A 25224-nucleotide genomic window follows, 5' to 3' on the forward strand; every position below is an offset into this window, starting at 1 on the left:
GGCTCAGCCCTTCTTCCGCCGGCCGAACCGGTCGCGCCACGACGGGCCGCTGTGCGCGGCGAGCGAGGAGGCGGGCCTCCGGCGCTCCCGCCACAGTTCCAGGACCCCGTCGTCGACCGCCCGCTCCCCGTCGTCGGCGAGCAGAGCGGTGACGGCCCGGGTGATGTCCGCGTCGAGCCCCGAGCGGACGCCGTCGAGCCTCGTGAGGTGCCGGTGGCCGACGCGGGCACGCACGGCGGTCTCCTTCGTCGCGAACACGAACAGCACCGCCGTGCTCCGGGGGTCCGGGGCGTGGTCGGGGTCGCCCTCGGCCCACGCGTAGAGCTGGGTGAGCATCGTGTCCCGCAGCGGCGACGGGCCGGCCGCGACGAGCACCCGCCCACCCACCGAGGGGCCGGCCCCGCGCACGGCGCGCACCAGCCGGTTGCGGTCGGCGCGGGTGGGCCGGGCGGCCGTCGCCAGGAGCAGGCCGAGGTCGCCGGCCTCGTCGAGACGTGCACCCTGCTCGAGGCGCTCGACCACCTCGGTGACCGAGGCGTCCGCGGGCGGCCAGTCCTGGTGGCCCAGGGCCCGGGGCGGCAGGCCCGCCTTCTCGAGGACGTCGAGGGCGGCCCGCGCGTCCTCGTCGACGGCGGGCGCCCGGGTCAGCGAGTGGTAGGCGACGACGGCGAGCGCCCGGTCGTGCGCCTGCGGCGGGGTCGCCTCGAGGAACCGGCGCACGGTGGCGTTGTCGACCGGCTCGCGCCCCAGGACGCGCTCCCACGTGGAGACCCAGCGTCCGTTCGGTCCCGGCACCACCGCGGCGGCCAGCCCGGCGAGCGCGAGCCGGGCGGGCTCGCCGCCGGCGTCGACGGCGGCCCGGGCGACCACGACGTCCAGGCGCCCGACCGCGCCGAGCACCGGGATGCGCCCGGCCAGCGGCTCCGGACGGCGCCACCAGCGGCGCGCGACGTCGGCGGCGGTCCGTTCGCGGAGGTCGGGCTCGCCGAGCCGGCGCTCGAGCTCGCGGTGCAGGTCGGCGACCACCGCGGGGCCGACGGCCCCGCCGTCCGGGTCGACGACGGCGTCGGGGTGGTCGTCGGGGTGATCGGCCCACCAGCCCACGAACTGCCGGGCCACGCTCTCCGGGACGGGCAGCGCGTGTCGGTGGGCCAGGCGCAGGGCCGCGGCCGGGTCGGCCCGCTGCGCCACGCGCTCGAGCGCAGCCACCTGCCCGGGGCGTCCCCGGGCGCCTGCTCCCCCGCGACCGGGCGCAGCGGGGTGTCGGGCACCGGGCCGCCGTCCGCGGCGAGGTCGGCCTCGTGGTCGAACAGGCGACGCCGCGCGGCCTCGGCGACCGCGTCCCACCCGAGCTCGGCGGCGCCGGGCGCGGCCGCCCGGGTCGCGGCGACCTCGTCGAGGTCGACGAGGGCGGTGTGGTCGTGGGTCCGGGCGACGAGCGTCCCGATCAACGGCGCCCCGAGGACGTCGACCGCCCCGGGCCTCGCCGTCCGCAGCCAGCCCGCGATCCGGACCGCGGTGCCGGGGTCGACGCCGAGCGGCAGTCCCACCGTGAGCGCCGCCGCCTCCCGCTCGACCTCCCCCGGGACGGCGCGCCCGTCGGGACGGCCCTCGCGGGCGAGCTGGCCGGCGACCTCGACCGCGTCGACGACGTCGAGCGGGTCGTCGGCCCCCAGGAACAGCGGCACCCAGAACAGCGCCTCCGCCGACGGCACGATCTCCGGCGGCACGATCTCCGACGGCACGATCTCCGACGGCACGATCTCCGGCGGCGCGCCGTCGAGGAGGTCGAGGACGAGGTAGCCGTCCTGGCGCCGGTACGGCGCGGCCCAGTCGGGGTGGGCGACGACGACGTCGTGCGGGCTCCGGTCGGGGTCGGTGGCGAAGATCTTGAAGCTGATCGCGAGGGCGCGTTCGCGGTCCAGGAGCAGCGTGGCCGCCGCGAGCCAGCACGCCGCGTCGTCGCCGCGGTCGGTGACGAGCAGGACCCGGCGCCGGTCGGCGCCACCCTGCAGGCCGCCGAGGGCGGTCACGAGCGCGAGCAGCCGCTCGCGACCACGGGGGGCGGCCGCGATCCGCTCGCGGACGGTCTCGGTGTCCCACGCCCCGGGGTCCGGGTGGGGCGGGACCGGGGCGCACGACGTCGTCGGTGCCGGGACCGACGCCCACCACGACGCGCCCCAGAGCTGGGCGGGCCGGACCAGGCCGTACGACCCGGCCTCGCGGGTGACGACGGCGTGGGTGAACTGGTTGCCGTCCCGGTACCCGTTGGCCTCCCGGCCGAGGTAGCGACCCCCGGCCGTCACGTAGGTCCTCTCGCGCTCGGCTCCGTCGTCGCCGGTCCCGTCGTGCAGGTGGGCCAGCGACGGCGGGAAGTCGGCCACGGGGCGGCGATCGCGCATCCAGCGCACGGGCACCTCGTAGAGCGCGCCGCGCTGGACCAGCCGCTGCTCGTCCTCCCCCGCGCCCTCCGAGCGGGCCTGGAACCCGAACCCGGCGCCGCCGCCGAGACCCTGCCCCGGCAGGCAGTCGGTGTAATACAGCGACGCGAACGCCGCCGGCTCCCGCCCACTCACGGTCGGCTCCGGTCGACGACGCCGAGGCGGTGCAGGAGCCAGAGCAACGGCTCCTCGACCCGGAACGGCTGCACGCCGCCGGGGTCGACCTGCTTGACCTTGTAGTCCGGTGGCGCGCCGAGCGCCGAGACCGCGAAGTAGCGGAAGGTCCGGTAGTTCAGTCGCAGGTGCGCGTCGACGTCGTCGGCGTCGAAGCGGTGCAGCAGCGAGGCGACGTACTCGTGGACCGCCTCGCCGGCCTCGTCGTCGTACCCCGCGCCGGGCCGGACCGGCGCGAAGATCGGGTCGGACGTCCCGAGGATCGGGAAGAGCGCGTCCATCTTCGCGAAGGCGACCGCGATCGGCGTCGTCACCGGCCGGTGGGCCTTCACCCCGCCGGTGGCGCGCAGCAGCTCGGTGACCCGCATCAGCACGTCGAGCGGGCCGTCCGCCCCGGTGACGGCGGCGTCGGGGACGTCGAGGCGGTCCCGCACGCCGGGGAGATGCCACGGGTCGAGCAGGACGATCATGCCGTCGGCGGAGCCGAGGTAGGCCTGGGTGTGCACCGACTCCTGGGAGGTCAGGTCCTCACCCGCGGTGTCGTAGAAGGACAGGATCGTCGTGCGCAGCGAGGTCCGCCCGAGCAGGCCGCGGCGCGGCGAGCGCCACTCGACCACCAGCGGCTCCTTGCGGCTCTCCCGTGCTGCGGGGGTGCTCTCGAACAGCTCGCCGTCCTCGAAGAGCGCGCGCTGGTAGCGCGCGAGGTACTCCTCGGTGCTCGTCTCGCCTCCCTGCCGGTCGCCGACGAGGCGCACGTCGGCGTCGAAGCGGCGGCGGACGACCGTGCGCAGCTGGTGGTGGAGCACCGTCAGGTAGACGGTCTTGCCCGCGCCCTTGCCGCCGACCATGCCCACCAGCGGGCTGCGGCTGCCGACGAACGTGGTGGGCAGCGGGGTGTGGCACACGGGGCACGCCCGCACCCCGGTGCGGCCGTGGCAGTGCGGGCAGTCCGCCTGCGTCGCGGAGCGCAGGGAGCGCGGGGGCACGAACGTCGGGTGGACGTCGCCGACGAAGCCGGTGTGCCGGGCCCGCTCGGGATCGGGTGCGCGGCGGCACCCCTCCACTCCCGGCGCCCCGACCCCGGTGCACTGGAACGCGAGGGCCGAGTCGTCGATCCGGTGGTAGCAGTACGGGCACGGCACGCCGGCCATCACGACACCTCCCTCACGACACCTTGAGCGCCGAGACCGGCGGGTCGACGAGGGCGACCTCGTCACCGCAGGAGAAGCAGCGCAGCCAGTACGGGCGCCGCATCCGGGGCAGCGGCGCGGAGAAGACCGTCGGCAGCGTCGACGACAGCTCGACGCGGTGGCGCACGAGCTCCACCCCGGCTCCCGGGGTCAGCGGCATGACGCGGCCCTCGCTGGCCACGAGGACGACGTCGACGGTCCCGCTGCCCTGGCCCGGCGGCACCGACACGACGCACTCGCGGGTGCCGCGCAGCCGCGAGCCCTGCTGGGCGACGGTGTAGCGCACGGGCCGGACCGGCGCCTCGACCCGCACGACGACCGGCGCCGAGACGCTCCGGTCGGGGCCGGCACCGACGACGGCGCGCACCTCGACGACGCCGGTCACCCCGGCGGGCAGGTGGAACCCGCCGGTGTCGCGGTAGCGCGCTCGCGTCGTCCGGTCGCCGCCGCCGGACCACCCGATCTCCGCGACGGCGACCCCGGTGGGCCAGACCCAGGACAGCACGACATCCTCGCCGCGCCGCTGGGCACGCAGCTGCGTCGGGGCGGGGACGAGGTCGTGGTCGGCGTCCAGCCCACGCACCCGACCGGCCGGCGCCCGCGTGAACGCGGCGACGTGCACCCGGCCGGGCGGCACGGCCGCGAGCAGGCTGTCCCAGCCGTCCCGGGTGCGGGGCACCCCGGGGATCGCGGTGCCCCAGGCCTCCACCACGCGCGCGGTGAGCAGCGCGCCGACCTCGCCGGGCGGCGGGGTGCGGGCGACGCGGATCTCGACGTCGGCCCCGCGCGGGGTCCGCCAGCTCACGCGCAGCCGGACCTCGGCGCCGTCCTGCTCCGGCGCGACCTCGAGGGCGGTGACGGGCGCCGAGTCCGCGCGGACACCCCCGTGCCCGGCCTGCGGCTCGGCGACGAGCTCGCGGCCCTGCTCGGCGTACACCGCGGCGATCTCGTAGTGGTACTCGACGCCCTCGACGGCCGTGGTGTCGGTGAAGCCGCGCAGGGTCGCGGTCATCTCGGCGACGTCGGGGCCGTCGGCCCCCGCGTGCCGTCGCACCCGGACGGCCACCGCGCCCGGGTGCGCCCGCCAGCGCCCGACGACCGCCCCCGGCTCGCCGACGATCTCGACGTCGGCGACGGGCGGGACGACGGTGACGCTCGCGGCGACCGCCGACGACCGCGCCGCACCGACGGCCCGGCCGGCGAGCACCGCGTAGTGCACCGGGCGGCCCACCGGCGGCGCCGGGTCGGTGGTGAAGCGGGCACCGGCGACGTCGGCGACGACCGTCCCGTCGTCGGCGTCGCGCGCGGCGCGGTCGGTGCGCCGCACGACCCGGTACACGGCGTCGTCGGCGTGGCTCGGCGGCGCGGTCCAGGAGATCCGCACGCCCGCCCCGTCGGGGACGACCTCCACGCCGGTGACCGGGGCGAGCGGGACGTGGGCGAGCTCCTCGGCCAGGTCCTCCCGGTCGGCGGCGACCGCCAGCGCCGCGCGCAGCCTCTGCTCGGCGAGGTCCGGGCGGTCGTCGCGCAGCGCCGCGGACGCCTCGTCGCGCAGCGCCTCGACCTCGCGGGTCCGCGCCTCGAGCAGGCGGCGCGCCTCGACGGCGGCCTCGTCGTCCAGCACGGCGAGCAGGCGCGCCGCGGCGACGGGGCGGCCCTCCGCGAGCAGCGTCCGCAGCTCGGTGAGCGGGTCGGTGGGCACGACGGCGGTGCTCTCGGCGAGCAGGTGCACCACGATCCGGCGGGCCTCGCGGGGCGCGAGCCGCGCGGCCTCCAGGCGCCGGACGAGCCCGGACGGCACGGCCCCGGCCGCCCGCTGCGCCCGCACTGGCTCCAGGAGCAGCACGAGGGACAGGGTGCGGAGGTCGACGCCCTGCACGGCGGCGGTCCGCAGACGTCCGAGGACGTGCTTGGCCGGTCCGCTCGTCGCGGTGTCGCGGCCGCGGGCCACGGCCTCGATCCGGGCCTCGACGGCGGCGAGCTCCAGGCCGCCCGGCGCCGCGGGCGTGGCGGAGAAGGCGTCGAGCAGCGTGAACGCGCCGGCCTCGGGGTGGAGCAGCGCCGGGACGGACGGCGCGCCGGCGGCGGCGAGCCCGTCGGTGAGCGTCCGCACCGCGTCGCGGGACACCCCGCTCTCCCCGCCCACCCCGGGCAGCTCCCGCGCCGCGACCACCTCGAGGCCCGCGGCGGACGCGGCCTGCTCGGCCTGGTCGGCCTCCAGGTCGGCGTGGGCCCCCGTGGCCGCGGCGAGCTGCTCGCGGGTGAGCAGGCCGAGGTCGCCGTAGAAGCCGGACAGCTCGGCCGCGAGCTGGTCGGTGGCCCTGCGGCGCGCCCGGTCACCGTCGCGCCGTCGCCGGCGCCAGAAGGCCGGGTCGGCGAGCTGGTCGCCGTGCTCGGCGCGCAGGCGCTCGTCGGCCCGCAGGAACGCCTGGCAGACCTGCCCGACGTGGCTCGCGCTGCGGGCCTTGTTCGTCCAGTAGGCGCGGACCTCCCGCAGCCGCTTCTCGATCTCCGGCCCGGTCATCCGGGCGTCGACGGCGTAGCGGGTGGGCAGGTCGTCGGGGAGCTGGGCGGTCCGCCCGCGCAGGGGCCGGACCACCTCCTCCTCGTAGCGCTTCTGGTCGAGAGCCTGCTTCTGGTCTGCCTTCTGCTGGTCGAGGGCCATCAGCCCGTGACCATCAGTCCGTGGACCACCCGGGTCGCGCGCTCGACCTCCTCGGGGCTCAGCGCGCCGATGGTCACCGCGATGTCCAGGCTCCGCCCCGAGGAGCGGTGCGTGGCCCGCAGCCGCAGCAGGCCCTGCTCGTCGATGCCGAGGACGATGTCCACCGGCGCCCCGGCGGGTCCGGGCGGGATGCCCTCGATCCGTCCGGCGCCGTCGGAGACCGCGACGTTGTCCTCCATCTCCTCGCTGGCCACGGTGCCGGCCTGCTCGTAGAGGGCGATCTCCACGCTGCGCTGGCCGTCGGCGATCGTGAAGGCCTCGAGGGTCCGGTCGCCGGTGGGCAGCGGGTCGTTGGCGGCGACGAGGTGGTGCACGTAGACGCGGTCGTCGGGGCGCGGACCGTCGACCAGCTGCACCCCGAAGGCCTTCGAGAGCACGTTGCGGGTGGACTTCGCGGACAGGCGGCCCAGGTCGGCCTCGCTCATCCCCGTCGCGGCCGCGATGGCCGACAACGCCTCGCGGGCCCGCGCGTCGCCGGCCTCCGGGGTGGGCGCGGCGTCGCGGGCCCGTGCGGTCTCCTGCACCACCCGCCGCGACAGCGCCCAGATCGCCGCCCCCTTGGCCACGGCGAGGTCGGGCTCGAAGAGCCGGGGCGTCCAGCCGAACTCCGCGGCCAGCCGCTCCGCGACGGCGGGCATGCGGGTGGAACCGCCGACGAGCAGCACCTCGTCGATCGTCGTGCCCGGGCTCTTGTCCTGGAGGGTGTCGAGGGTCCGGCGCAGGATGGCGACGGTGGTGTCGAGCAGGTCCTCGGTCATCGCCTCGAACTCCGCGCGGCTCACGTCGAAGCGGGCGGCGGCGCCCGCGAGCTTGAGGTTGACCGGCCGCGACTCGTGCTTCGAGAGCTGCTTCTTCACCGACTCGGCGAGCAGCGCCACCTCCTGCACGAGGTCCTCGCTCTCGCGCGGGTCCTCGTCGGGCGCGGCCTCCTCGACGAAGCGGGTCATGAGGTGCTCGGCGAGCCGGGCGTCCCAGTCGGCGCCGCCGAGGTCCTTGTCGCCGTCGGTGCACACCACGTCGACGGCGTTGTCGTCGATGCGGATGACCGAGGTGTCGAAGGTGCCGCCGCCGAGGTCGTAGACCAGCACGGTGCGCCCGACCGCGCCCTGGCTGGTCTCGTAGTGCACGGCGGCCGCGACCGGCTCGGGCACGATCCCGAGGACCTCGAGTCCCGCGATCTCGCCGGCCTTGCGCGTCGCGTCCCGCTCCCGCATCCCGAAGTAGGCGGGCACGGTGATGACGACGTCGCGCACCTCGTCGTCGACCTCCGCCCCGGCCGCGAGGTGCTTGAGGATCAGCGCCGAGAGCGACTCCGGCGTGTGCTCCTGGCCGTGGAAGGAGTAGACGGCCGACGTGCCCATCTGGCGCTTCACGAGGCTGACGACGTGGTCGGGCTCGATCTTGGCGATCGCCTTGGCCTGCGTGCCCACCACGACGTTCGTCGGGCTCTCGAGGTAGACGACCGACGGCGTCGTCTCCTCCCCCTCGCCGTTGCGGGCCACCGACGCCCGCCCCGTCTCGTCGACGAAGCCGACCGCCGAGTACGTCGTGCCCAGGTCGATCCCGTAGACCCTGCGTTCGCGGTCAGGCATGGTGCGCCACCTCCTGGTCCTGCGTGTCCCCGGCGGCGTCCTGCGTGTCCCCGGCGACCTGCGTGTCCTGGGCGGGCTCGTGGCGGCCGACGGCCACCCCGGCGGGGGCGAGGACGCGGCCCGAGTCGCGCTCGAGCCACCCCTCGGAGAGCACGGCGACGACCCGGCCGTGCGACTCGGGGCCGGTGGCGACCGGCCGGCGCACGCGGTGGGCGGACGCGTCGAAGACGTCGCCGACGGCGACCGTCACGGGCTCGCAGCCGCAGCCCTCGAGCACGGAGGCGACGCTGTCGGCGTAGTAGGTGAGGGTGTCGCGGTGTCGGGCCGAGGACGCGTCGTCCGCGGCTGCGTGGTCGGCGTCCTCCAGCAGCTCGGCGCGGAGCTTCGCCAGCCCGACGACGAGGGGCCGTAGGTGCCGCCCGCGGCGTTCGTCGCGCAGCGCGTCGAGCTCGGCCCGCTGGTGGGCGATGACTTCCTCGCGCGCCTGCGCCCGTTCCTGCTCGGCGCCCAGACGGCGGTCGAGGTCGTCGAGCCGGGTGAGCACCTGGTGCAGGACGTCGGGGTCCGACACCGTCTCCGGCGCAGGCGCCTGCGCCGGCTCGTCCTGGACCGATCCGTCCTGGACCGGGCGTCCGTCGTCCCCCACGTCGATCCCCCTCGACCGTGCGAGCGCCCCCGCCCGCGGGCGCTCAATCTATGACGCGCAGTAGCACGATCGGGGAAGATCGCCCGTTCAGCCCAGTGATTGCGTACGCGGAGCGTCACAGTTGAGCCCGGTGCGCCTTGCCCGGGGTGGGCGCCGGGATCATGGAGCTCGTGCACGTGGTCTTCGTCTGTTCGGGCAACATCTGCCGCTCCCCCGTCGCGGAGAAGGTCTTCCGCGCCCGCCTCGCCGACGCCGGACTGACCGACGCGGTGGAGGTCTCGAGCGCCGGGATCGGCGCCTGGCACGCCGGCGAGCCGATGGACCGGCGCGCGGCGGCGACACTGGAGGGCCGGGGGTACGACACCGCGCACCGGGCGCAGCAGGTCGACCGCCGTCAGCTCGACGCCGACCTGCTCGTCGCCGCGACCGAGGACCACGTGCGCGACCTCGTCGCCGCGGGCGCTCCGCCCGAGCGCGTCGTGCTGCTGCGCTCGTTCGACCCCGACGCGCCCGAGGGCGCCGAGGTGCCCGATCCCTACTACGGGGGCCCCGACGGGTTCGACGAGGTGATCGGGATGGTCGAGGCCGCGATGCCCGGGCTCGTCGACCGGGTGCGCCCGTGACGTCGGTGGCGTCGCTGCTGGCCGGGAGCGGTCGCGGCGTACAGACGGCCACGCTCGACGACGGCACCGAGGTGGTGGTCAAGAGCGGCGAGCCGTCGTCGATCGCCGCCGAGGCCGCCGGGCTGCGCTGGCTCGCCGAGCCGGGCGCCGCGGCCGTGCCCGAGGTGCTGGGGACCGCCGAGGGGCGGATCGTGTCGACGCGCGTGCCCTCGGGACGGGCCGACGCCGGTGCTGCGGAGCGCTTCGGCCGCGAACTGGCGGCCCTGCACGCCGCGGGCGCACCGGCCTTCGGGTCGCCGCCGCCCGGTGGCCCGGTGCACGCGTGGATCGGCGAGGCGCGGATGGTGAACGAGACCGGCGACGACTGGCCGTCCTGGTACGCCGAGCACCGCGTCCTGCCCTACGCCCGGCAGGCCCGCGACCAGGGCACGTTCTCCGCCGACGACGTCGCCCTCGTCGAGCGGGCGTGCGCGTCGTTCCCCGACGTCGCCGAACCCCCGGCGCGGCTGCACGGCGACCTCTGGACCGGCAACGTGCTGTGGGACGGCGCCCGGGCGTGGGTGATCGACCCCGCGGCGCACGGCGGGCACCGCGAGACCGACCTGGCGATGCTGGCGCTCTTCGGCGCCCCGCAACTGGAGACGGTGCTCGCCGCGTACGACGAGGCGGCACCGCTCGCGGACGGCTGGCGCGAGCGCGTCGGCCTGCACCAGCTCTTCCCGCTGCTCGTGCACACCGTGCTCTTCGGCGGCGGCTACGGCGCCCGGGCACTCCGGATATGTGAGCGATATTCGTCGTCATGGCCACGGAATCCACTCACGTAACCTGAGCCCGTGCGGTTCCTGCTCCGGCCCGGATGGATCGCGCTGACCCTCGTCGTGGCGGCGTTCGCCTTCGCCTGCGCCTACCTGCTCGCGCCCTGGCAGTTCCACCGCAGCGACGAGCGCGACGGGGTCAACGCCGCGCTCACGCGGGCCGTGGCGACGGCGCCGGTGCCGCGCACCGACCTCGTCGCCCCCGGCGCCGAGCCCGCCGACGACGTCGCCTGGCGCCGGGTCACGGTCACCGGCACCTACCGGCCCGAGGGCGAGGTCCTCGTCCGGCTGCGCAGCATCGAGGGCAAGCCGGCGGTCGAGGTCATGACCCCGCTGACCACGACGACCGGCGAGACCGTGCTGGTCGACCGCGGTTACGTCCGCTCCGAGGAGCAGGGCGGCCTGGCGGCGATCCCGCCCGCCCCGGCCGGCGCGGTGTCCCTCACGGGGTACCTGCGCCGCGACGAACCCCTTCCGGACCGGCCGGCGGTCGTCGCCGACGGGCTCCGGCAGGTCTACTCCGCGAACGCCGGGACGATCGCGGCCGTCGGCGGCGTGCCGACGAGCCCCGGCTACGTCCAGCTCAGCGACGGTCCCGGCGTCCTCACCGCGGTCCCGCTCCCCCAGCCCGACCCGAACCCCTCGTACTCCTACGCCTGGCAGTGGCTGATCTTCGGGCTGATGGCGATCGGCGCGTGGATCTACTTCGCGCGCCTCGAGTACCGACGCGCCCACGGCCTCGAGCCCCACGCCCGCCGGGACGCCGACGACCAGGACCCCCGCGACGCCGCCGACGGCACCCCGTGGGACGCCCGCGCGACGGGCACGGAGGAGAAGCTCGCCGACCGCTACGGGCGGCGCTGAGCGCGGGAGATGGGGGCTTTTCTGACGGTGGACGTCAGCATGGCCCCCAGGCTGACACGACCAGCACGGCCAGCGCCGCGGTCGTGGCGCTGACGAGGCGCGAGAGGCGCACCGCCCGGGGCAGGTCCGCGACGGTCGGGGCGCGGCCGTCGCCGAGCACCGGGCGGTCCTGGACGCCGTAGGGGTAGACGGTGCGCCCGCCCAGGCGCAGCCCCAGCGCGCCCGCGAAGGACGCCTCGACCGGGCCGGCGTTCGGGCTCGGGTGCGCGGGGGCGTCGCGACGCCAGGCACGCAGGGCGTCGCCCGGACGCCCGCCGACGAACGGCGCGCACGCGGCCGTGACCAGCGCCGACACGCGCGCGGGCACCACGCCGGCGACGTCGTCGGCGCGCGCCGAGGCCCACCCGAAGCGCTCGTGGCGCGCCGAGCGGTGCCCGACCATGGCGTCGAGGGTGTTGACCGCGCGGTGCCCGAGCAGCCCCGGCACGCCGGCGAGCGCGCCCCACACCAGCGGCGCGACGACGGCGTCGGCGGTGTTCTCCGCGACCGACTCCAGCGCCGCCCGGGCGAGGCCGTCGGCGTCGAGGGCCGACGGGTCCCGGCCGCACAGGTGGGGCAGGCGCTCCCGGCCCGCCGCGACGTCCCCGGCGCGCAGGGAGGCGGCCATCGCCGCGCCCTCGGCCGCCAGCGAGGTGCCCCGAGCACCGTCCACGTGGCCGCCGCGGTCACCAGGGTGTGCGAGCGGACGTGCAGCCGTGGCCCGCTCGAGCAGCATCCCGCCGGCCACGGCCCCGCCCACGAGCGCGCCCGCGTAGGCGACGCCGGGTCCGCGCCGGTCCGCCCACCACCGGCGCTCGAGACGCGCCGCCAGCGACCCGAACACCGCGACCGGGTGGCCGCGCCGCGGGTCGCCGAGCACCGCGTCGGCGAGCACCCCCAGCGCGAGGCCCGCGGCCCGCGCGAGGGGCACGTTCGGCAGCAGCCGGGGCCTGTCGATCATGCGGAACGTGCTCCTCGCCGCGCGACGCCGGCCCCGGCGTCCCGGCGAGGGGCGGCCCTCGCCGACCTCTCCGCGCGAAGGTGCCCTTCGGTCGGAACCCGGCGCGCCAGCACCACCCGATGATCTCACCCGCGATCCCACCCGGCCCGTGACAGGGTGCTCGCCGTGGCCTTCAGCGACGAGCTCTGGAACGCGGGCGCCGGGGTGTACGCGGAGGTCCGTGCGCACCCCTTCCTCACCGGCCTGGCGGACGGCACCCTGCCGCACGCCGCGTTCCGTCACTTCGTCGTGCAGGACGCGCACTACCTGCGCGGGTACGCCCGCGCCCTCGCGCTGCTCGCGGCGCGCGCCCCGTCCGCGGACGACACGGTGATGTTCAGCGCGCACGCCGCCGGGGCGATCGCCGCCGAGCAGGAGATGCACGCCGAGCTCGCCGGGGCGCTGGGGCTCACCGCGGAGCAGGCGGCCGCCGAGCCGGTCGCGCCCACGACCACCGCCTACACCAGCTACCTGCTCGCGACCTGCCACGGCGGCTCGTTCGCCGAGGGTCTGGGCGCGGTGCTCCCGTGCTACTGGGTCTACGCGAAGGTCGGCGAGGCGCTGCTCGGGGCCGGCTCCCCCGACCCGCTCTACGCGCGCTGGATCGCGATGTACGGCGGCGAGGAGTTCCAGGCCGTCGTCGACGCCGTGCTGGCGCTGACCGACCGGATCGGGCCGACCCTCGCCGACACCGAGCGCGCCCGGGTCCGGGAGCACTTCGTGACGACGTGCCGGTACGAGTGGATGTTCTGGGACGCGGCCTGGCGGCAGGAGCGCTGGCCCGTCTAGCTGGCCGGCCGCCGCAGCACGAACCGGGTCTCGACGACGTGGGGCGCGCTGGCGGTGGCGCCCCCGGGTGCGCTCGGCACCAGCGCGTTCTGCGGGCCGGCGAGCGCGACGACCTCCCAGCCCTGGCGCCCCAGCAGGTTGAGCTGCTCGGCGTACACCCGGGCCCAGGCCACGCGGTACGGGCGGAACTCCTCGAGGATCAGCTCGCCCGCCGGGCCGATGGCGTAGATCTGCCACTCGGCCTCGGCGTCCTGCGCCCCGGAGAGGCCGACCGCCGAGATCTCCAGCGTCGCGTACTCCCAGGTGGTCAGGACGCCCGCCGTCCCCGCCCGCGGCGGGCCGCCTGCGACGGGTCGAGCGCGACGGCGCGCGCGGCCTCGGTGGCCCGGGCCGTGGCCCGCTCGGCGCGCGCCGAGCGGGCGCGGCGCAGCGCGCTGGTGCGACCCGAGGACGCCCCGGTGCGGCCGCGCTCCGCGGGGGACGTGCCGAGCGTCGTCACCGTGCGCCCCGACGGGGACGGGGTCGGGTCCCCGGTGAGCACGAAGCCCGCGATCTTGACCAGGACACCGGCCACGATGAGCGCGGGCCCGACCACGACGGCGCCGGGCACGCCGATCGCGAGCACGACGATCCCGGCCCCGAGGAGGACCAGACCGCCGAGCAGGAGGAGAGCGGACCGCACGGGACCACGCTACGTGGTCGAATCCGCCCGAGCAGTACACCGATCGGTGCAATCGCCCGGGCGAGGCGAAGATGACCATTGCGCGCCGGGGTCGTAGGGTGCACCGAACGCGCCAGGGAGGGCACATGAGGGAGTTCGCGGTCCGGTACGTCAACGGCCCCCTGCAGGGGGTCGGGGAGATCACGCAGCCGGACGAGGCCGGAGACCAGCCGCCGCTGGTCCAGCGCATCCCGCTCCCGAGCTCCGAGCACGGGGTGCGGCGCACGATCTCGGACGTCGTCGGCAACCAGCAGCACGCGATCTACGAGCGCACCGGGCACAACGACGCCGGCGAATGGGAGTTCACGCTCGTCCGCGTCGAGTAGGCCGGCGCCACCGGGAACGGGACAGGACGGGGCGCGAAGGTCCAGAATCGCCCCGTGGCCGCCGACCGCTCCTCCCCCAGCACCGCCACCTCGCTCTCGCTGCGCCCGGCCGAGGCCGGAGACGCCGAGCGGGTGGGTGCGATCTTCGCGGGGTACGTCCTGCACTCGATCGCGACGTTCGTCGAGACCCCGCCGTCCGACCAGATGTGGCGCGACCGCATCGCCGAGGCCCGGTCCGCGGGGCTGCCGTTCCTGGTCGCCGAGGTCGACGGCGCCGTGGAGGGCTTCGCCCACGTCACCCGCTTCCGGCCCCACGCGGCCTACCGCTACACGGTCGAGGACTCGATCTACATCGCGCCGGAGGCCTCCGGGCGGGGTGTGGGCTCCCGCCTCCTGGCGGGGGTGCTGGACGGGATGCGGGGCACCGAGGTGCGCCAGGTGGTCGCGGTGATCGCCCTGACCGCCGGCTCGCAGCACGACACCCCGTCGATCGTGCTGCACCGCAGGCTGGGTTTCGTCGAGGTCGGCCGCATGCCGTCGGTGGGCTACAAGAACGGCCAGTGGGCCGACACGGTGCTCATGCAGGCCGACCTGCGCCCCGACGGCTGACGGTCTCCGGACGCTGGCAGGCCCCGGACACACGAACGGGCCGCCCCACGATGTGGGACGGCCCGTCGGAGCGTGATCGGGTGCGGCTCAGGCCTGCGCAGCCACGGAGCCACGGCCCCAGTTCCGCTGGGCGTGCCGTGCGAGGGCCGAAGCCACCCCGACGCCCGCTCCCGCACTCACGATCATGCCGATGAACACTGCCGCCATGACGGCTCCTCCTCACCACGTGCACGCGTCCTGGCCGGTGACCGGATCCGGTTGATCCGAGCGGTCCGCGGACGCTTGCGAAACGACGGGCGCTATCTGCACCCGCTCTGTATGACGCGTCGGACCCGGGGTGTGTTCCATGGTCACGGCGAGGAGGCGGATGACCCCACTCACAGCGACGGCACCGTTTCACCGTGTGGGGTCGACCCCTCTTCAGTAGTGTCCGGAGACCACGAGAAGTAAACGGACGTTAACGACTTTCGGGTTGTTTCCGTCAAATCGGACAGAATGCGTTCCCTGTCGGGGCAGCCGGGCCGGCGACGGTCCGGTCGGAGGACGCGGGACGTTTCCGAGGGCGCTCCGGAGTGCCGTCGGGAGCCCTCGCGTCATGAGGGGAGACCACATGACGACGACCGATTCCGGTGGCGGTGGCGGGGTGCCCGACACCCCCGAGAACATCACCGTCACCGACGACGCCACCATGAAGCGCGCCGTCGGCGCGGCCGCGGTCGGCAACATCACCGAGTGGTTCGACTTCGGGGTCTACGCCTACCTGGCGACGACGATCGAGGAGAACTTCTTCCCGCCCGACAACCCCACGCTCGCGCAGGTCGGGGTGTTCGCCGGGTTCGCGGTGTCGTTCCTCGTCCGGCCGCTCGGCGGGCTGTTCTTCGGGCCGCTCGGCGACCGGATCGGCCGCACCAAGGTCCTCTCGATCACGGTCATCATGATGGCGATCGGGACGTTCCTGCTCGGCTTCATCCCGCCGTACGAGTCGATCGGCATCTGGGCACCGATCCTGCTCGTGCTCTGCCGCGTCGTGCAGGGCTTCTCCACCGGCGGCGAGTACGCCGGCGCGATGACGTTCATCGCCGAGTACTCCCCGGACAAGCGGCGCGGGTTCTTCGGCAGCTTCCTCGAGTGCGGGACGTTCATCGGCTACGCGCTCGGCGCGACCGTCGCGACGGTCATCCCGCTCGTGTCCTCGCCCGAGTTCGCGTCCACCTGGGCCTGGCGCATCCCGTTCTTCATCGCCCTGCCGCTGGGCGTCGTCGGGGTCTACCTGCGTGTGAAGCTCGAGGAGACCCCGTCGTTCCAGACGCTGCTCTCGGAGTCCGAGGAACGCGAGGGTCAGCAGGCCGGTGCCGGGCTCAAGGAGCTGTTCGGCAGGTACTGGCCCGCGATGCTCGCCGCCGGCGGACTCGTCGTGGCCTGGAACATCCCGAACTACATGCTCACCAGCTACATGCCGACCTACCTCGAGGACAACGTCGAGGTGGTCGGGGGCACCGCGATCGACAGCACGACGTCGCAGTGGCTCCAGATCGGGGTGCTCTGGGTGGCCGTGTTCATCATCCCGTTCCTGGGACGGCTCTCCGACCGCGTCGGCCGGAAGCCGATCCTGTGGGTGGGGTCGATCGGCACGATCGTGCTCGCCTTCCCGATGATCCTGGTGCTCAAGAGCGGCTCGGTGCCGCTGGTCGGCATCGGCCTCGCCGTGATGGGCCTGCTGCTGATCCTCTTCTCGGCGACCTGCCCGTCGACGCTGCCGGCGCTGTTCCCCACCGAGATCCGGTACGGCGGCCTGGCGATCTCGTTCAACATCTTCGTGTCGGCGTTCGCCGGGACGACGTCGCTGATCATGACGGCCGTCGTGCTCGGGACGGGCTGGGCCTACTGGCCCGCGGTGTACCTGGTCTTCGCCGGGGTGGTCGGCGCCATCGTGCTGCTCTCGCTGCGGGAGACCGCCGGGAAGCCGCTGCCGGGCTCGCACCCGGCCGTGTCGACCGAGGAGGAGGCCCGGGAGCTCGTCGCGTCCCAGCAGTGATGGCACAGCAGTGATGTCCCAGCAGTGACGTCCCAGCAGTGACGTCCCCGGACGGTGGTGGCCCGGGGTGTCGGGCGCGCGACGATCACGGGCACGATGGGCCCGTGTCCGCACCCGACTCCCCCGGCCCCACCGTCTTCGTGCTCTTCGGTGCCACCGGGGATCTGGCCAAGCGCCTGGTCCTGCCGTCGTTCTTCCGCCTGGTGCAGGAGAAGCTCCTGCCCGACGAGTGGCGCCTGATCGGCAGCGGACGCCGCGAGAAGACCGACGACGAGTTCCGCGACGACGTCCGGGCGGCGCTCGAGCAGTTCGGCGGCCTGACGCCCGAGGACGGCCCGTGGGACGAGTTCTCCGCGGGGCTGCGCTTCGCCGGCGGCGGCTTCACCGCCGACGACCCGGGCGAGCTGCTCGACCGCATCGCCGAGGCGCGGGGCGAGATCGGGCAGGAGGCCCAGCTCGTCCACTACCTCGGCCTGCCGCCGACCACGTTCGGCGAGTACACGCGCGCCCTCGGGGCGCACGGGCTGGCCGAGGGCTCCCGCGTGGTCTACGAGAAGCCCTTCGGCACGTCGCTGGAGAGCTTCCGGGAGCTCGACCGGGTCGTGCACGAGGTGCTCGACGAGTCGCAGGTCTTCCGGATCGACCACTTCCTCGGCAAGGAGGCCACCCAGGAGCTGCGGGCCCTGCGCTTCGCCAACGGTCTGTTCGGCAGCTCCTGGGACCGCCACCACGTCGCGGCCGTGGAGATCGACGTGCCGGAGACGCTCGACGTCGCCGACCGCGCCGAGTTCTACGACGCGACCGGCGCCGTGCTCGACATGCTCGTGACCCACCTGTTCCAGGTGGCGGCCGAGGTCGCGATGGAGCCGCCCGCGTCGTTCCGGGCCGACGACGTCGCCGCCGCCCGCGACGAGGCCGTGCGCCGGTTCCGCCCGCTGCAGCGCGACGAGGTGGTCCGCGGGCAGTTCGAGGGCTACCGCGACCTCGAGCACGTCGCCGACGACTCGACCACCGAGACCTTCGTCGCCGCCCGCCTCTGGATCGACAGCGACCGCTGGCGCGGGGTGCCGTTCCTCCTGCGCACCGGCAAGCGGATGGCCGAGAGCCACCAGAAGGTCAACCTGGTCTTCCGCGACCCCGCCGACGGCCCCGTCGACCCGAAGGACCTGCCGACGCGCGGCAACGTCCTGTGCTTCGACCTCGCCGGCGACGGCGCCCTGGCGCTGTCGATGAACGTCAAGACGCCCGGCGCCTCGATCGAGCTGGGCACGACGTGGACCCAGATCCCGCTCGACGGCCTCTCCGGCGGCGACCCCCTCCCGCCCTACGTCCGCCTGATCCACGACGTGCTCGCCGGCGACCGCGCGCTGTTCACCCGCCCCGACGGCCTCGAAGACGTCTGGATGGCGGCCGCGGAGGTGCTCGACGACCACCGGCAGCCCGAGAGCTACGCGCCGGGTTCCTGGGGCCCCGAGTCGGCGGTGCGCCTCGCCGACCCCGTCGGTTGGGTGCTGCCGAGCTGACTCACGGCGCGGGGCGCACCTGCAGCAGGAGATCGGGGTCGATCGCGAAGTAGCCCGCGAAGGGTGCCGCCTGCGCGCAGAGCAGCGTGAGGGCCAGCGCCATCGCCGTGCCGAGCAGGACGAGGGACACCGCGGCGCGGCGCGGCCGGTCGGCGTGGACGCAGGCGGTCGCGGCGAGCGTCGTGACCGCGACCAGGTACAGCGCGGTCAGCCGCAGCGGGTCGATGGCCGATCCGCTGAGCACGAGTCGGGTCCGGCGGGCCTCGAGGGCGGCGTCGACGGCGGTGACGAGCCGGTCCTCGGCCACGCGCTCGCCCTCGGTCCGCACCGGCAGGGACAGCACGACGTCCTGCACCTGCACGAGCCCGCCGGGCGCGACGCTGATCGTGGCCTGCCCGTCGGCCATCTGCGGCCACTCGACGGCGACGTACTGCTCGATCTGGCCGCGCAGCAGCGTGCGGACCTGGGGCTGCTGGGCGGGGAACGTGCCCATGAGCAGGTCGATGTCGCGCAGGGCGCTCGCCTCCTGGCTCACGGACGCCGCGGCGTCGTCACGGTCGGCCCACACATCGGCGACGAGGAACCCGGTCAGCAGGCCGAAGATGAGGCCCATGGGGGCCAGCAGCCCGGGGCTCAGCGGGCCGAGCACGTCGCCGTACCCCCACCGCCGCACCAGGACCAGCACGGCGATGACGAGCGCGCACGCCACGTAGATCGCGAGGAAGACCGCCGCCGTCAAGAGCGGCAACGGGGCGTCCCCCAGCCACGCGATCATCCCCGGCCCTCCCCCGCTCCCGCCCGCCCCGACCGAGGCAGGAGGCTACGGGAGCGATCCTCGGGCCCATAGGCCCGAAGATCGCTCCCGGAGGGGACGGTCAGTGCTGGGGGCCCGGCTCCCCGGCGTACTCCGGGCCGGCGGGCGAGCGGTCGGCCGGGTCGCCGGCGGACGCACCCGCGATCGCGCGCCACACCGCCTCCGGGGTCAGCGGCATGTCGATGTGCCGCACCCCGAGGTGGGACAGCGCGTCGATCACGGCGTTGTGCACCGCGGGCGTCGAGCCGATCGTGCCCGACTCCCCGATCCCCTTCGCGCCGATCGGGTTGAGGTGGGTCGGGGTCTCGGTGTTCGACGTCTCGAACGACGGCAGGTCCGCCGCCGACGGGATGGTGTACGACGCCAGGTTGCCGCTGGTCGGGTTGCCGTCCTCGTCGAACGTGACCCGCTCGTAGAGGGCCTGCGAGATGCCCTGGGCGATGCCGCCGTGCTGCTGCCCGGCGACGAGCATCGGGTTGAGGATGCGGCCCGCGTCGTCGACGGCGACGTGGCGGCGCTGGCGGACCATGCCGGTGTCGAGGTCGACGTCCACGACGGCGATGTGGGAGCCGAACGGGAAGCTCGACTGGCCCTGCTTGAAGTCGAGCTCCTGGAGCATCGGGGCGGCGGCGCCGTCCTCGGTGCCCGACCCGTCCTCCGACGCCGTCGCCACCTGCGCCCAGGTGATCTCGCGGTCGGCGATGCCCTTCACGCCGAAGCCGCCGTCGGTCTGCTCGATGTCCTCCACCCCGGCCTCGAGCAGGTGCGCGGCGATCTCCTTGGCCCGCGACACCAGCTGCTCGGACGCGTTGTGGATGGCGCTGCCGCCGGTCTGCAGCGAGCGTGACCCCAGGGTCCCGGCGCCGCTGCGCACCAGCGCGGTGTCGGACTGGACGACCTTGATCTTCTCCATCGGCACGCCGAGGACGCCCGCCGCGAGCTGGGCGTAGGCGGTCTCGTGGCCCTGGCCGTGCGCGCTCGTCCCGGCCATGACCGTGAACGTGCCGTCGGGGTGCGCCTGGGCCGAGCCGTACTCGCCGTCGAGCCCCAGCGGGGCGGTGACCTCGACGTACGAGGCGACCCCGATGCCCATGGCGGTGCGGCTGCCCTCGGCGCGGCGGCGCTCCTGCTCGGCGCGCAGGCCGTCGTAGTCGGCCGCGACCTTGACCGCGTCGAGCGCCTTCTCGTGCTCGGCGTTGTCGTACTCGGCGCCGGTGAGGCTGGTCATCGGGAACTTGTCGGGCTGCAGGAAGTTCTTCCGGCGCATCTCGAGCGGATCCATGCCGATCTCGTCGGCGGCCATGTCGATGATGCGCTCGAGCAGCTGGGTCGCCTCGGGACGGCCGGCCCCGCGGTAGGCCCCGGTGGTCGTGGTGTTGGTGACCACGGTCTTCCAGGCGAAGTCGATGGCCGGGATGTCGTAGACGCCCTGGGCCATCAGCTGGGTGAGGCTCGGCAGGATCGTCCCGACGGCCGGGTACATGCCGCCGTCGCCGACCACCGAGGCGCGCAGACCGACGATGCGTCCGTCGTTCTTGACGCCGAGCTCGACGTGCTGCACCTGGGCGCGCCCGTGCACCATCGAGAGCATGTTCTCCGAGCGTGTCTCGGTCCAGCGCACGGGGCGCCCGAGCTCCATCGCGGCGCGGGCGGCGATCGAGTACTCGGGGTAGGCCGTGGCCTTGGGGCCGAAGCCGCCGCCCACGCGCGGGGCGATCACGCGGACCTGCTCGGCCTCGAGGCCCAGGTCGCCGGCGAGCGCGTCGCGGGCGCCGTGCGGGGTCTGGACCGACAGCCACAGGGTGACGCCGCCCTCGGGCTCGCCGGGGACGGCGACGGCCGCGTTCGGCTCCATCGGCACGCCCGCGAGACGCTGGTTGTAGAACTTGCCGGAGACGACGGTGTCGGCGGTGTCGAAGATGCCCTCGACCTCACCGGTACCGGCGCCCGCGACGACGTTGGACCCGTGCTCCTCGAAGATCACCGGGGCGCCCTCGGCCATGGCCTCCTCGATGCCGACCACCGCGGGCAGCGGGTCGATGTCGGGGAACACCGACTCGGCGGCGTCGAGCGCCTGGCCGGAGGTCTCGGCGACGACGGCGGCGATGATGTCGCCGACGAACCGGACGCGCCCGCGGGCCAGCGGCGGGCGGGACATCGCGTCGGGCACGACGCCGGGCAGGCCGGGCCGGTCGGCGATCTGCAGGTCGCCGTCGACGTAGACCCCGACGACGCCCGGCTTCGTGCGCGCCTCCTCGACGTCCACGGAGTTCAGCGTCCCGTGGGCCATCGGCGAGCGCACGAAGACCACGTGCAGCGAGCCCTCGATCGGCAGGTCACCGGTGTAGCTCTCGGCCCCGGTGATCAGCCCCTGGTCCTCGGTGCGCTTGACCGAGTGACCGAAGATCGATCCGGACCGACTGGGGGTGATGGTCATCGGTGCTGCTCCTGAGAGTCGAGAGTCGTCGTGGTGGTGATCGTGGGCGGTGCTCCCGTGGGCACCGGCCGGGCCAGGCGGTCGTCGCGCCGACGGGGACGATGCCGGCGGTTCCCGGTCAGCATGGGCGTGCGGGGGCGTCCGTGCACGCCGGGCGCCCGAGCGCCGTCACCGACCTGCCCCACGCGTCCTCCTCGTCGCTCCTGTGCCGACGAGCACAGAAGATCAGACGCCGTGGGGTCCGTCGAGTCCGGTTTCCGGTGGGCGGACCGCCCTGCCCGACCCGGCCCGCGCTGGACGCCCGGGAGGACCCGAGCCACGATCCGCGTCATGGACTTCGCGGAGGCCCGGGCCACCTTCTGCACACCCCGGACGGGGCCGGTCGCCGACCCGGCCGCCGCCGCGACGCCGGCCCGCCGGCTGCGCGACGCCCTCGAGCCGCTGGCCATGGTGACCGTGTGGAGCGAGCCGGCCGCCGACCAGGCCGCGGCGGCGGGCCTCGACTTCCTCGCCGGCTATGTCGGCGGGCGCGCCTCGGTGCTCGGCGACGTCCCCGGCACGGTGGTGGCGTCGACCTTCGCCGTGTTCGAGCCGGACCTGGCCGGCGGCCTCTGGGACCAGGCCCGCGCCTCGTGCTCGGTGGCGCAGCTGCAGCAGGGCCGCGCGCTCGCGGGGGTCGACGAGGTCGAGGTGGACGGCGTGGTCGACACCCTGCGCACCGGGCTCGCCGCCGCCGACCTCATGGGACGCCCGCTCTTCGCGGGCATGGGGGCGCTGCCCTGGCCCGACCAGGCCCACGGCCGGCTCTGGCACGCCACGTCCCTGCTGCGCGAGCACCGCGGCGACTCCCACGTCGCCGCCTGCGTCGCCGCCGGGCTCGACGGCATCGAGGCCAACGTCCTCACCGAGCTGTGGGTGGGGTTCGACCTGCTGGAGTACACGTCCACCCGCGGGTGGTCGCCGGAGTCGATGGACGCCGCGATCGGGCGCCTGCGGCGTCGCGGCCTGCTCGAGGGGGACGCGCTCTCCGACGAGGGCCGCCGCGTGCGCGCCGGCATCGAGGAGGCCACCGACCTCGCCCAGCAGCCGATCGTCGACCTCATCGGCGACGGCCTCGACCGCACCGTCGACGCGCTGGCGAGGTGGTCCGAGGCCGTCGTGGCCCGCGGCTGGTTCCCCGCCGACCCCTACAAGCGCGCCGCCGGCTGACTCACGACTCCGGCACGTGCGCCTCGATCTCCTCGAGCCAGATCGTCGCCGAGGAGTCCGACGGGGCACGCCAGTCCCCGCGCGGCGAGAGCGACCCGCCGGCGACGACCTTCGGCCCGTTGGGCATCGCCGAGCGCTTGAACTGCGCGAAGCCGAAGAAGCGCTGCGCGAACACCTGCAGCCACCGCCGGATCTCGGCGAGGTCGTAGGCCTCGCGGTCGCCCTCGGGGAAGCCGGGCGGCCAGGAGCCGGCGTCGAGGTCGTGCCAGGCGTGCCAGGCGAGGAACGCGATCCGCGAGGGCCGGAACCCGTAGCGCAGCACCCAGTACAGGGTGAAGTCCTGCAGGTTGTACGGCCCGATCTTCTGCTCGCTCGACTGGATCTCCTGGTCGGAGTCCGCGGGCACGAGCTCCGGGCTGATCTCGGTGTCGAGCACGTCGGACAGCACCTCGGCGACGTCGTCGTCGAACTGCTCCGAACTGATCACCCAGCGGATGAGGTGCTGCACGAGCGTCTTCGGGACGCCGGTGTTGACCGTGTAGTGCGACATCTGGTCGCCGACGCCGTAGGTCGACCACCCCAGCGCGGCCTCGGAGAGGTCGCCGGTGCCGACGACGATGCCGCCGCGCTGGTTGGCCGCACGGAAGAGGTAGTCGGTGCGCAGCCCGGCCTGGACGTTCTCGAAGGTCACGTCGTAGACGGGCTCGCCGGAGGAGAACGGGTGGCCGAGCTCGCGCAGCATGAGCCGGGCCGTCTCGGTGATGTCGATCGTCTCGAACGTGACCCCGAGGGCCTCCGACAGGCGCTGCGCGTTGGACTTCGTGCGCTCGCCCGTCGCGAAGCCGGGCAGCGTGAAGGCGAGGATGTCCGAGCGCGGACGGCCGGCGCGGTCCATCGCGCGGGCGGCCACGATCAGCGCGTGGGTGGAGTCGAGCCCGCCCGAGACGCCGATGACGACCTTGGCGTCGCCGATCGCCCGCAGCCGCTGCAGGAGGCCGGCGACCTGGATGTTGTAGGCCTCGTAGCAGTCCTGCTCGAGACGGGCGGGGTCGGTCGGCACGAACGGGAAGCGCTCGACGTCGCGCCGGAACCCGAGGTCGCCGGTCGGCGGGTCGAGGGTGAACTCGACGGTGCGGAACGTCGTCGAGGACGTCCGCGCGTGGTGGCGCCGGTTGTCGTCGAACGTCCCCATCCGCAGGCGCTCGGAGCGCAGCAGGCGCAGGTCGACGTCGGCGACGGCGTGGCGCTCACCGGCCGGGAACCGCTCGGTCTCGGCCAGCAGCGCACCGTTCTCGTGGATGCTGGTCTGGCCGTCCCACGAGACCTCGGTGGTCGACTCCCCGTCGCCGGCCGCGGCGTAGAGGTAGGCCGCCGAGCAGCGTGCCGAGGCCGACCGGGCCAGGAGCTGGCGGTCGTCGGCGCGCCCGACCGTGATGGGGCTGCCCGACAGGTTCGCCAGCACCGTCGCCCCCGCCAGCGCCGCCTCGGCACTGGGCGGGATCGGGACGAACATGTCCTCGCAGACCTCGACGTGCACCACCAGGCCGTCGACGTCGGTGGCGGCGAAGAGCAGGTCGGAGCCGAACGGCACGTCCTCGCCGAGCAGCCGGGTGGTGCCGCCCTCGCCCTCGCCGGCCGCGAGCTGGCGGGGCTCGTAGAACTCGCGGTAGTTCGGCAGGTAGGTCTTCGGCACCACGCCGAGCACCCGCCCACGGTGGATCACGACCGCGCCGTTGTAGATGCGGTGCCGGTGGCGCAGGGGCGCGCCGACGACCAGCACCGGGGTGAGCTCGGCGGACGCCGCGACGACATCGCCCAGCGCGTCGACGACCGCGTCGATCAGCGTGTCCTGCATCAGCAGGTCCTCGATCGAGTAGCCCGAGAGCGTGAGCTCCGGGAACACCACGAGTCCGACGCCGTCGTCGTGGCACTCGCGCGCCACGGTGAGCAGTGAGGACGCGTTGGCGGCCGGCTCGGCGATCGTCGTGCGGATCGTCGCGGCGGCGACGCGCACGAAGCCCTGGTGGTACACCGACGTGAAGGGCGGGCTGGGCATGTCCGGGTGTCCTCCTGGCCTTCCTGCGCGACGACGCGGGCGAGCGTAGATCGCCCGCCCGCGCCGGGGCCTCAGACCGTGGTCGGGGCCGCCGGGGGTGTCGACGGGCCGGCCGGGTCGGTGCGGTCCTCCGGGCCCTCCTCGGGCACCAGGGCCCAGGCAGCCAGGTAGGCGATCAGACCGATCAGGTGCCCGAACACGGCCAGGAGTACCGCGGCCACGCGGACGAGATTGACGTCGAGTCCGGTGCGGGCGGCGATCCCGCCGCACACGCCGGCGATCCAGCGGTCACCGACGCTGCGTCGGAAGCCGAGGGTGGTCGGGGCAGGGGTTCCGGGTGTGCTCATGACCTCGAGCCTGCTGCGGGGACGGGCGCCCGACCTCCGGGATCGCCCCGGGTCCGACCCCGGACCTCACCCCGGACGTCTCGGGGTCCGGGGTCGGGGCTGCGGTCGTGGTGGGCGCATTTCGACGCTCCGTCACTTTCACCCGGCTCGCGCCGATCTACTCACCCTGATGGCCTAGCCATCCGCCCGTGACCTGACTTACAGTGAGCGCCACGCCGGACCACCCGGCGACCACCACAAGGACTGGTG

General features: G+C 74.9%; 22 protein-coding genes. 9 read left to right on the forward strand and 13 right to left on the reverse strand.

Annotated elements, in window-relative coordinates; genetic code table 11:
- Nucleotides 1-3: 3 nt before the first annotated feature.
- From ACQPYN_RS19795 to ACQPYN_RS19820, 6 genes are read right to left on the reverse strand one after another with little or no spacing between them, the layout of a single operon-like run.
- Nucleotides 4-720 carry a hypothetical protein gene (locus tag ACQPYN_RS19795; RefSeq protein WP_433026456.1) on the reverse strand — a complete coding sequence of 239 codons (717 nt, stop codon included), beginning with the start codon at nucleotides 718-720 and terminating at the stop codon, nucleotides 4-6.
- Nucleotides 645-2576, reverse strand: a complete 1932-nt coding sequence (locus ACQPYN_RS19800) for a hypothetical protein (protein WP_433026459.1) — start codon at nucleotides 2574-2576, stop codon at nucleotides 645-647. The genes ACQPYN_RS19795 and ACQPYN_RS19800 overlap by 76 nt, the downstream gene beginning before the upstream one ends.
- A complete protein-coding gene (locus ACQPYN_RS19805; protein WP_433026462.1) occupies nucleotides 2573-3766 on the reverse strand; it encodes a zinc ribbon domain-containing protein in 1194 nt (397 codons plus the stop codon). The genes ACQPYN_RS19800 and ACQPYN_RS19805 overlap by 4 nt, the downstream gene beginning before the upstream one ends.
- 13 nt (nucleotides 3767-3779) lie before the next feature.
- Nucleotides 3780-6470, reverse strand: coding sequence for a hypothetical protein (locus ACQPYN_RS19810; RefSeq protein WP_433026465.1), 2691 nt, complete (start codon nucleotides 6468-6470; stop codon nucleotides 3780-3782).
- Entirely contained in the window at nucleotides 6470-8122 is a 1653-nt protein-coding gene (locus tag ACQPYN_RS19815; RefSeq protein ID WP_433026469.1) for an Hsp70 family protein, read from the reverse strand. The genes ACQPYN_RS19810 and ACQPYN_RS19815 overlap by 1 nt, the downstream gene beginning before the upstream one ends.
- Nucleotides 8115-8768, reverse strand: coding sequence for a hypothetical protein (locus tag ACQPYN_RS19820; RefSeq protein ID WP_433026472.1), 654 nt, complete (start codon nucleotides 8766-8768; stop codon nucleotides 8115-8117). The genes ACQPYN_RS19815 and ACQPYN_RS19820 overlap by 8 nt, the downstream gene beginning before the upstream one ends.
- Nucleotides 8769-8929: 161 nt before the next feature.
- On the opposite strand from ACQPYN_RS19820, the gene ACQPYN_RS19825 reads away from it, so the two are divergent.
- The 3 genes from ACQPYN_RS19825 to ACQPYN_RS19835 are packed head-to-tail and all read left to right on the forward strand — an operon-like array spanning nucleotide 8930 to nucleotide 11070.
- The gene (locus ACQPYN_RS19825) at nucleotides 8930-9391 is read left to right on the forward strand and encodes a low molecular weight protein-tyrosine-phosphatase (RefSeq protein WP_433026475.1); all 462 of its coding nucleotides are present in this window, start codon (nucleotides 8930-8932) and stop codon (nucleotides 9389-9391) included.
- Nucleotides 9388-10215 carry a fructosamine kinase family protein gene (locus tag ACQPYN_RS19830; RefSeq protein WP_433026478.1) on the forward strand — a complete coding sequence of 276 codons (828 nt, stop codon included), beginning with the start codon at nucleotides 9388-9390 and terminating at the stop codon, nucleotides 10213-10215. Before ACQPYN_RS19825 ends, ACQPYN_RS19830 begins: the two co-directional genes overlap by 4 nt.
- Before the next feature lie 9 nt (nucleotides 10216-10224).
- Complete coding sequence (locus tag ACQPYN_RS19835; RefSeq protein ID WP_433026481.1) at nucleotides 10225-11070, forward strand: SURF1 family cytochrome oxidase biogenesis protein; 846 nt, start codon at nucleotides 10225-10227, stop codon at nucleotides 11068-11070.
- A gap of 34 nt (nucleotides 11071-11104) precedes the next feature.
- On the opposite strand, the gene ACQPYN_RS19840 is transcribed toward ACQPYN_RS19835, so the two are convergent.
- Nucleotides 11105-12070, reverse strand: coding sequence for a cobalamin biosynthesis protein (locus ACQPYN_RS19840; RefSeq protein WP_433026484.1), 966 nt, complete (start codon nucleotides 12068-12070; stop codon nucleotides 11105-11107).
- A gap of 165 nt (nucleotides 12071-12235) precedes the next feature.
- Between ACQPYN_RS19840 and tenA the strand changes: the two genes are divergently transcribed.
- Nucleotides 12236-12898 (forward strand): thiaminase II, encoded by a 663-nt coding sequence (tenA, locus tag ACQPYN_RS19845; RefSeq protein ID WP_433026487.1) that lies wholly within the window; start codon nucleotides 12236-12238, stop codon nucleotides 12896-12898.
- Here the strand turns inward: tenA and ACQPYN_RS19850 are convergent.
- Both ACQPYN_RS19850 and ACQPYN_RS19855 read right to left on the reverse strand, forming a co-directional pair.
- Nucleotides 12895-13071, reverse strand: coding sequence for a hypothetical protein (locus tag ACQPYN_RS19850; RefSeq protein WP_433026490.1), 177 nt, complete (start codon nucleotides 13069-13071; stop codon nucleotides 12895-12897). The genes tenA and ACQPYN_RS19850 overlap by 4 nt on opposite strands.
- 134 nt (nucleotides 13072-13205) lie before the next feature.
- Nucleotides 13206-13580, reverse strand: coding sequence for a hypothetical protein (locus ACQPYN_RS19855; RefSeq protein ID WP_433026493.1), 375 nt, complete (start codon nucleotides 13578-13580; stop codon nucleotides 13206-13208).
- Between the two features lie 125 nt (nucleotides 13581-13705).
- On the opposite strand from ACQPYN_RS19855, the gene ACQPYN_RS19860 reads away from it, so the two are divergent.
- From ACQPYN_RS19860 to ACQPYN_RS19875, 4 genes are all read left to right on the forward strand, one after another.
- The gene (locus ACQPYN_RS19860) at nucleotides 13706-13945 is read left to right on the forward strand and encodes a hypothetical protein (RefSeq protein ID WP_274190297.1); all 240 of its coding nucleotides are present in this window, start codon (nucleotides 13706-13708) and stop codon (nucleotides 13943-13945) included.
- A 54-nt stretch (nucleotides 13946-13999) separates the two neighbouring features.
- Nucleotides 14000-14554: an N-acetyltransferase family protein gene (locus tag ACQPYN_RS19865; RefSeq protein ID WP_433026496.1), complete on the forward strand. Its 555-nt coding sequence runs from the start codon at nucleotides 14000-14002 to the stop codon at nucleotides 14552-14554.
- Between the two features lie 610 nt (nucleotides 14555-15164).
- Nucleotides 15165-16589: an MFS transporter gene (locus ACQPYN_RS19870; RefSeq protein ID WP_433026499.1), complete on the forward strand. Its 1425-nt coding sequence runs from the start codon at nucleotides 15165-15167 to the stop codon at nucleotides 16587-16589.
- 104 nt (nucleotides 16590-16693) lie between these two features.
- Nucleotides 16694-18112: a glucose-6-phosphate dehydrogenase gene (locus tag ACQPYN_RS19875; RefSeq protein ID WP_433026502.1), complete on the forward strand. Its 1419-nt coding sequence runs from the start codon at nucleotides 16694-16696 to the stop codon at nucleotides 18110-18112.
- A gap of 1 nt (nucleotide 18113) precedes the next feature.
- Here ACQPYN_RS19875 and ACQPYN_RS19880 read toward each other — a convergent pair whose 3' ends face one another.
- On the reverse strand, nucleotides 18114-18887 hold the full coding sequence (locus ACQPYN_RS19880; RefSeq protein WP_433026505.1) for a hypothetical protein: 774 nt from the start codon (nucleotides 18885-18887) through the stop codon (nucleotides 18114-18116).
- Between the two features lie 100 nt (nucleotides 18888-18987).
- The gene (locus ACQPYN_RS19885; RefSeq protein ID WP_433026508.1) at nucleotides 18988-21363 is read right to left on the reverse strand and encodes a xanthine dehydrogenase family protein molybdopterin-binding subunit; all 2376 of its coding nucleotides are present in this window, start codon (nucleotides 21361-21363) and stop codon (nucleotides 18988-18990) included.
- 330 nt (nucleotides 21364-21693) lie between these two features.
- Between ACQPYN_RS19885 and ACQPYN_RS19890 the strand changes: the two genes are divergently transcribed.
- Nucleotides 21694-22572: an SCO6745 family protein gene (locus ACQPYN_RS19890; protein WP_433026511.1), complete on the forward strand. Its 879-nt coding sequence runs from the start codon at nucleotides 21694-21696 to the stop codon at nucleotides 22570-22572.
- Nucleotide 22573: 1 nt separating this feature from the next.
- Here ACQPYN_RS19890 and ACQPYN_RS19895 read toward each other — a convergent pair whose 3' ends face one another.
- Entirely contained in the window at nucleotides 22574-24628 is a 2055-nt protein-coding gene (locus ACQPYN_RS19895; RefSeq protein ID WP_433026514.1) for an NAD(+) synthase, read from the reverse strand.
- A gap of 71 nt (nucleotides 24629-24699) precedes the next feature.
- Nucleotides 24700-24975 carry a PspC domain-containing protein gene (locus ACQPYN_RS19900; RefSeq protein WP_433026517.1) on the reverse strand — a complete coding sequence of 92 codons (276 nt, stop codon included), beginning with the start codon at nucleotides 24973-24975 and terminating at the stop codon, nucleotides 24700-24702.
- Between the last annotated feature and the right edge of the window lie 249 nt (nucleotides 24976-25224).

Origin of the sequence: Actinomycetospora sp. CA-053990 (genome assembly GCF_050948445.1) — a bacterium.
In the GTDB taxonomy this organism is placed as follows: Bacteria; Actinomycetota; Actinomycetes; order Mycobacteriales; family Pseudonocardiaceae; genus Actinomycetospora; species Actinomycetospora callitridis.

Coding starts and splice junctions, on each gene's coding strand:
- ACQPYN_RS19895 (WP_433026514.1), bottom strand. CDS start 24,628: ATGCCCAGCCCGCCCTTCACGTCGGTGTACCACCAGGGCTTCGTGCGC.
- ACQPYN_RS19880 (WP_433026505.1), bottom strand. CDS start 18,887: ATGATCGCGTGGCTGGGGGACGCCCCGTTGCCGCTCTTGACGGCGGCG.
- ACQPYN_RS19840 (WP_433026484.1), bottom strand. CDS start 12,070: ATGATCGACAGGCCCCGGCTGCTGCCGAACGTGCCCCTCGCGCGGGCC.
- ACQPYN_RS19900 (WP_433026517.1), bottom strand. CDS start 24,975: ATGAGCACACCCGGAACCCCTGCCCCGACCACCCTCGGCTTCCGACGC.
- ACQPYN_RS19810 (WP_433026465.1), bottom strand. CDS start 6,470: ATGGCCCTCGACCAGCAGAAGGCAGACCAGAAGCAGGCTCTCGACCAG.
- ACQPYN_RS19890 (WP_433026511.1), top strand. CDS start 21,694: ATGGACTTCGCGGAGGCCCGGGCCACCTTCTGCACACCCCGGACGGGG.
- ACQPYN_RS19860 (WP_274190297.1), top strand. CDS start 13,706: ATGAGGGAGTTCGCGGTCCGGTACGTCAACGGCCCCCTGCAGGGGGTC.
- ACQPYN_RS19870 (WP_433026499.1), top strand. CDS start 15,165: ATGACGACGACCGATTCCGGTGGCGGTGGCGGGGTGCCCGACACCCCC.
- ACQPYN_RS19885 (WP_433026508.1), bottom strand. CDS start 21,363: ATGACCATCACCCCCAGTCGGTCCGGATCGATCTTCGGTCACTCGGTC.
- ACQPYN_RS19825 (WP_433026475.1), top strand. CDS start 8,930: ATGGAGCTCGTGCACGTGGTCTTCGTCTGTTCGGGCAACATCTGCCGC.
- ACQPYN_RS19815 (WP_433026469.1), bottom strand. CDS start 8,122: ATGCCTGACCGCGAACGCAGGGTCTACGGGATCGACCTGGGCACGACG.
- ACQPYN_RS19805 (WP_433026462.1), bottom strand. CDS start 3,766: ATGGCCGGCGTGCCGTGCCCGTACTGCTACCACCGGATCGACGACTCG.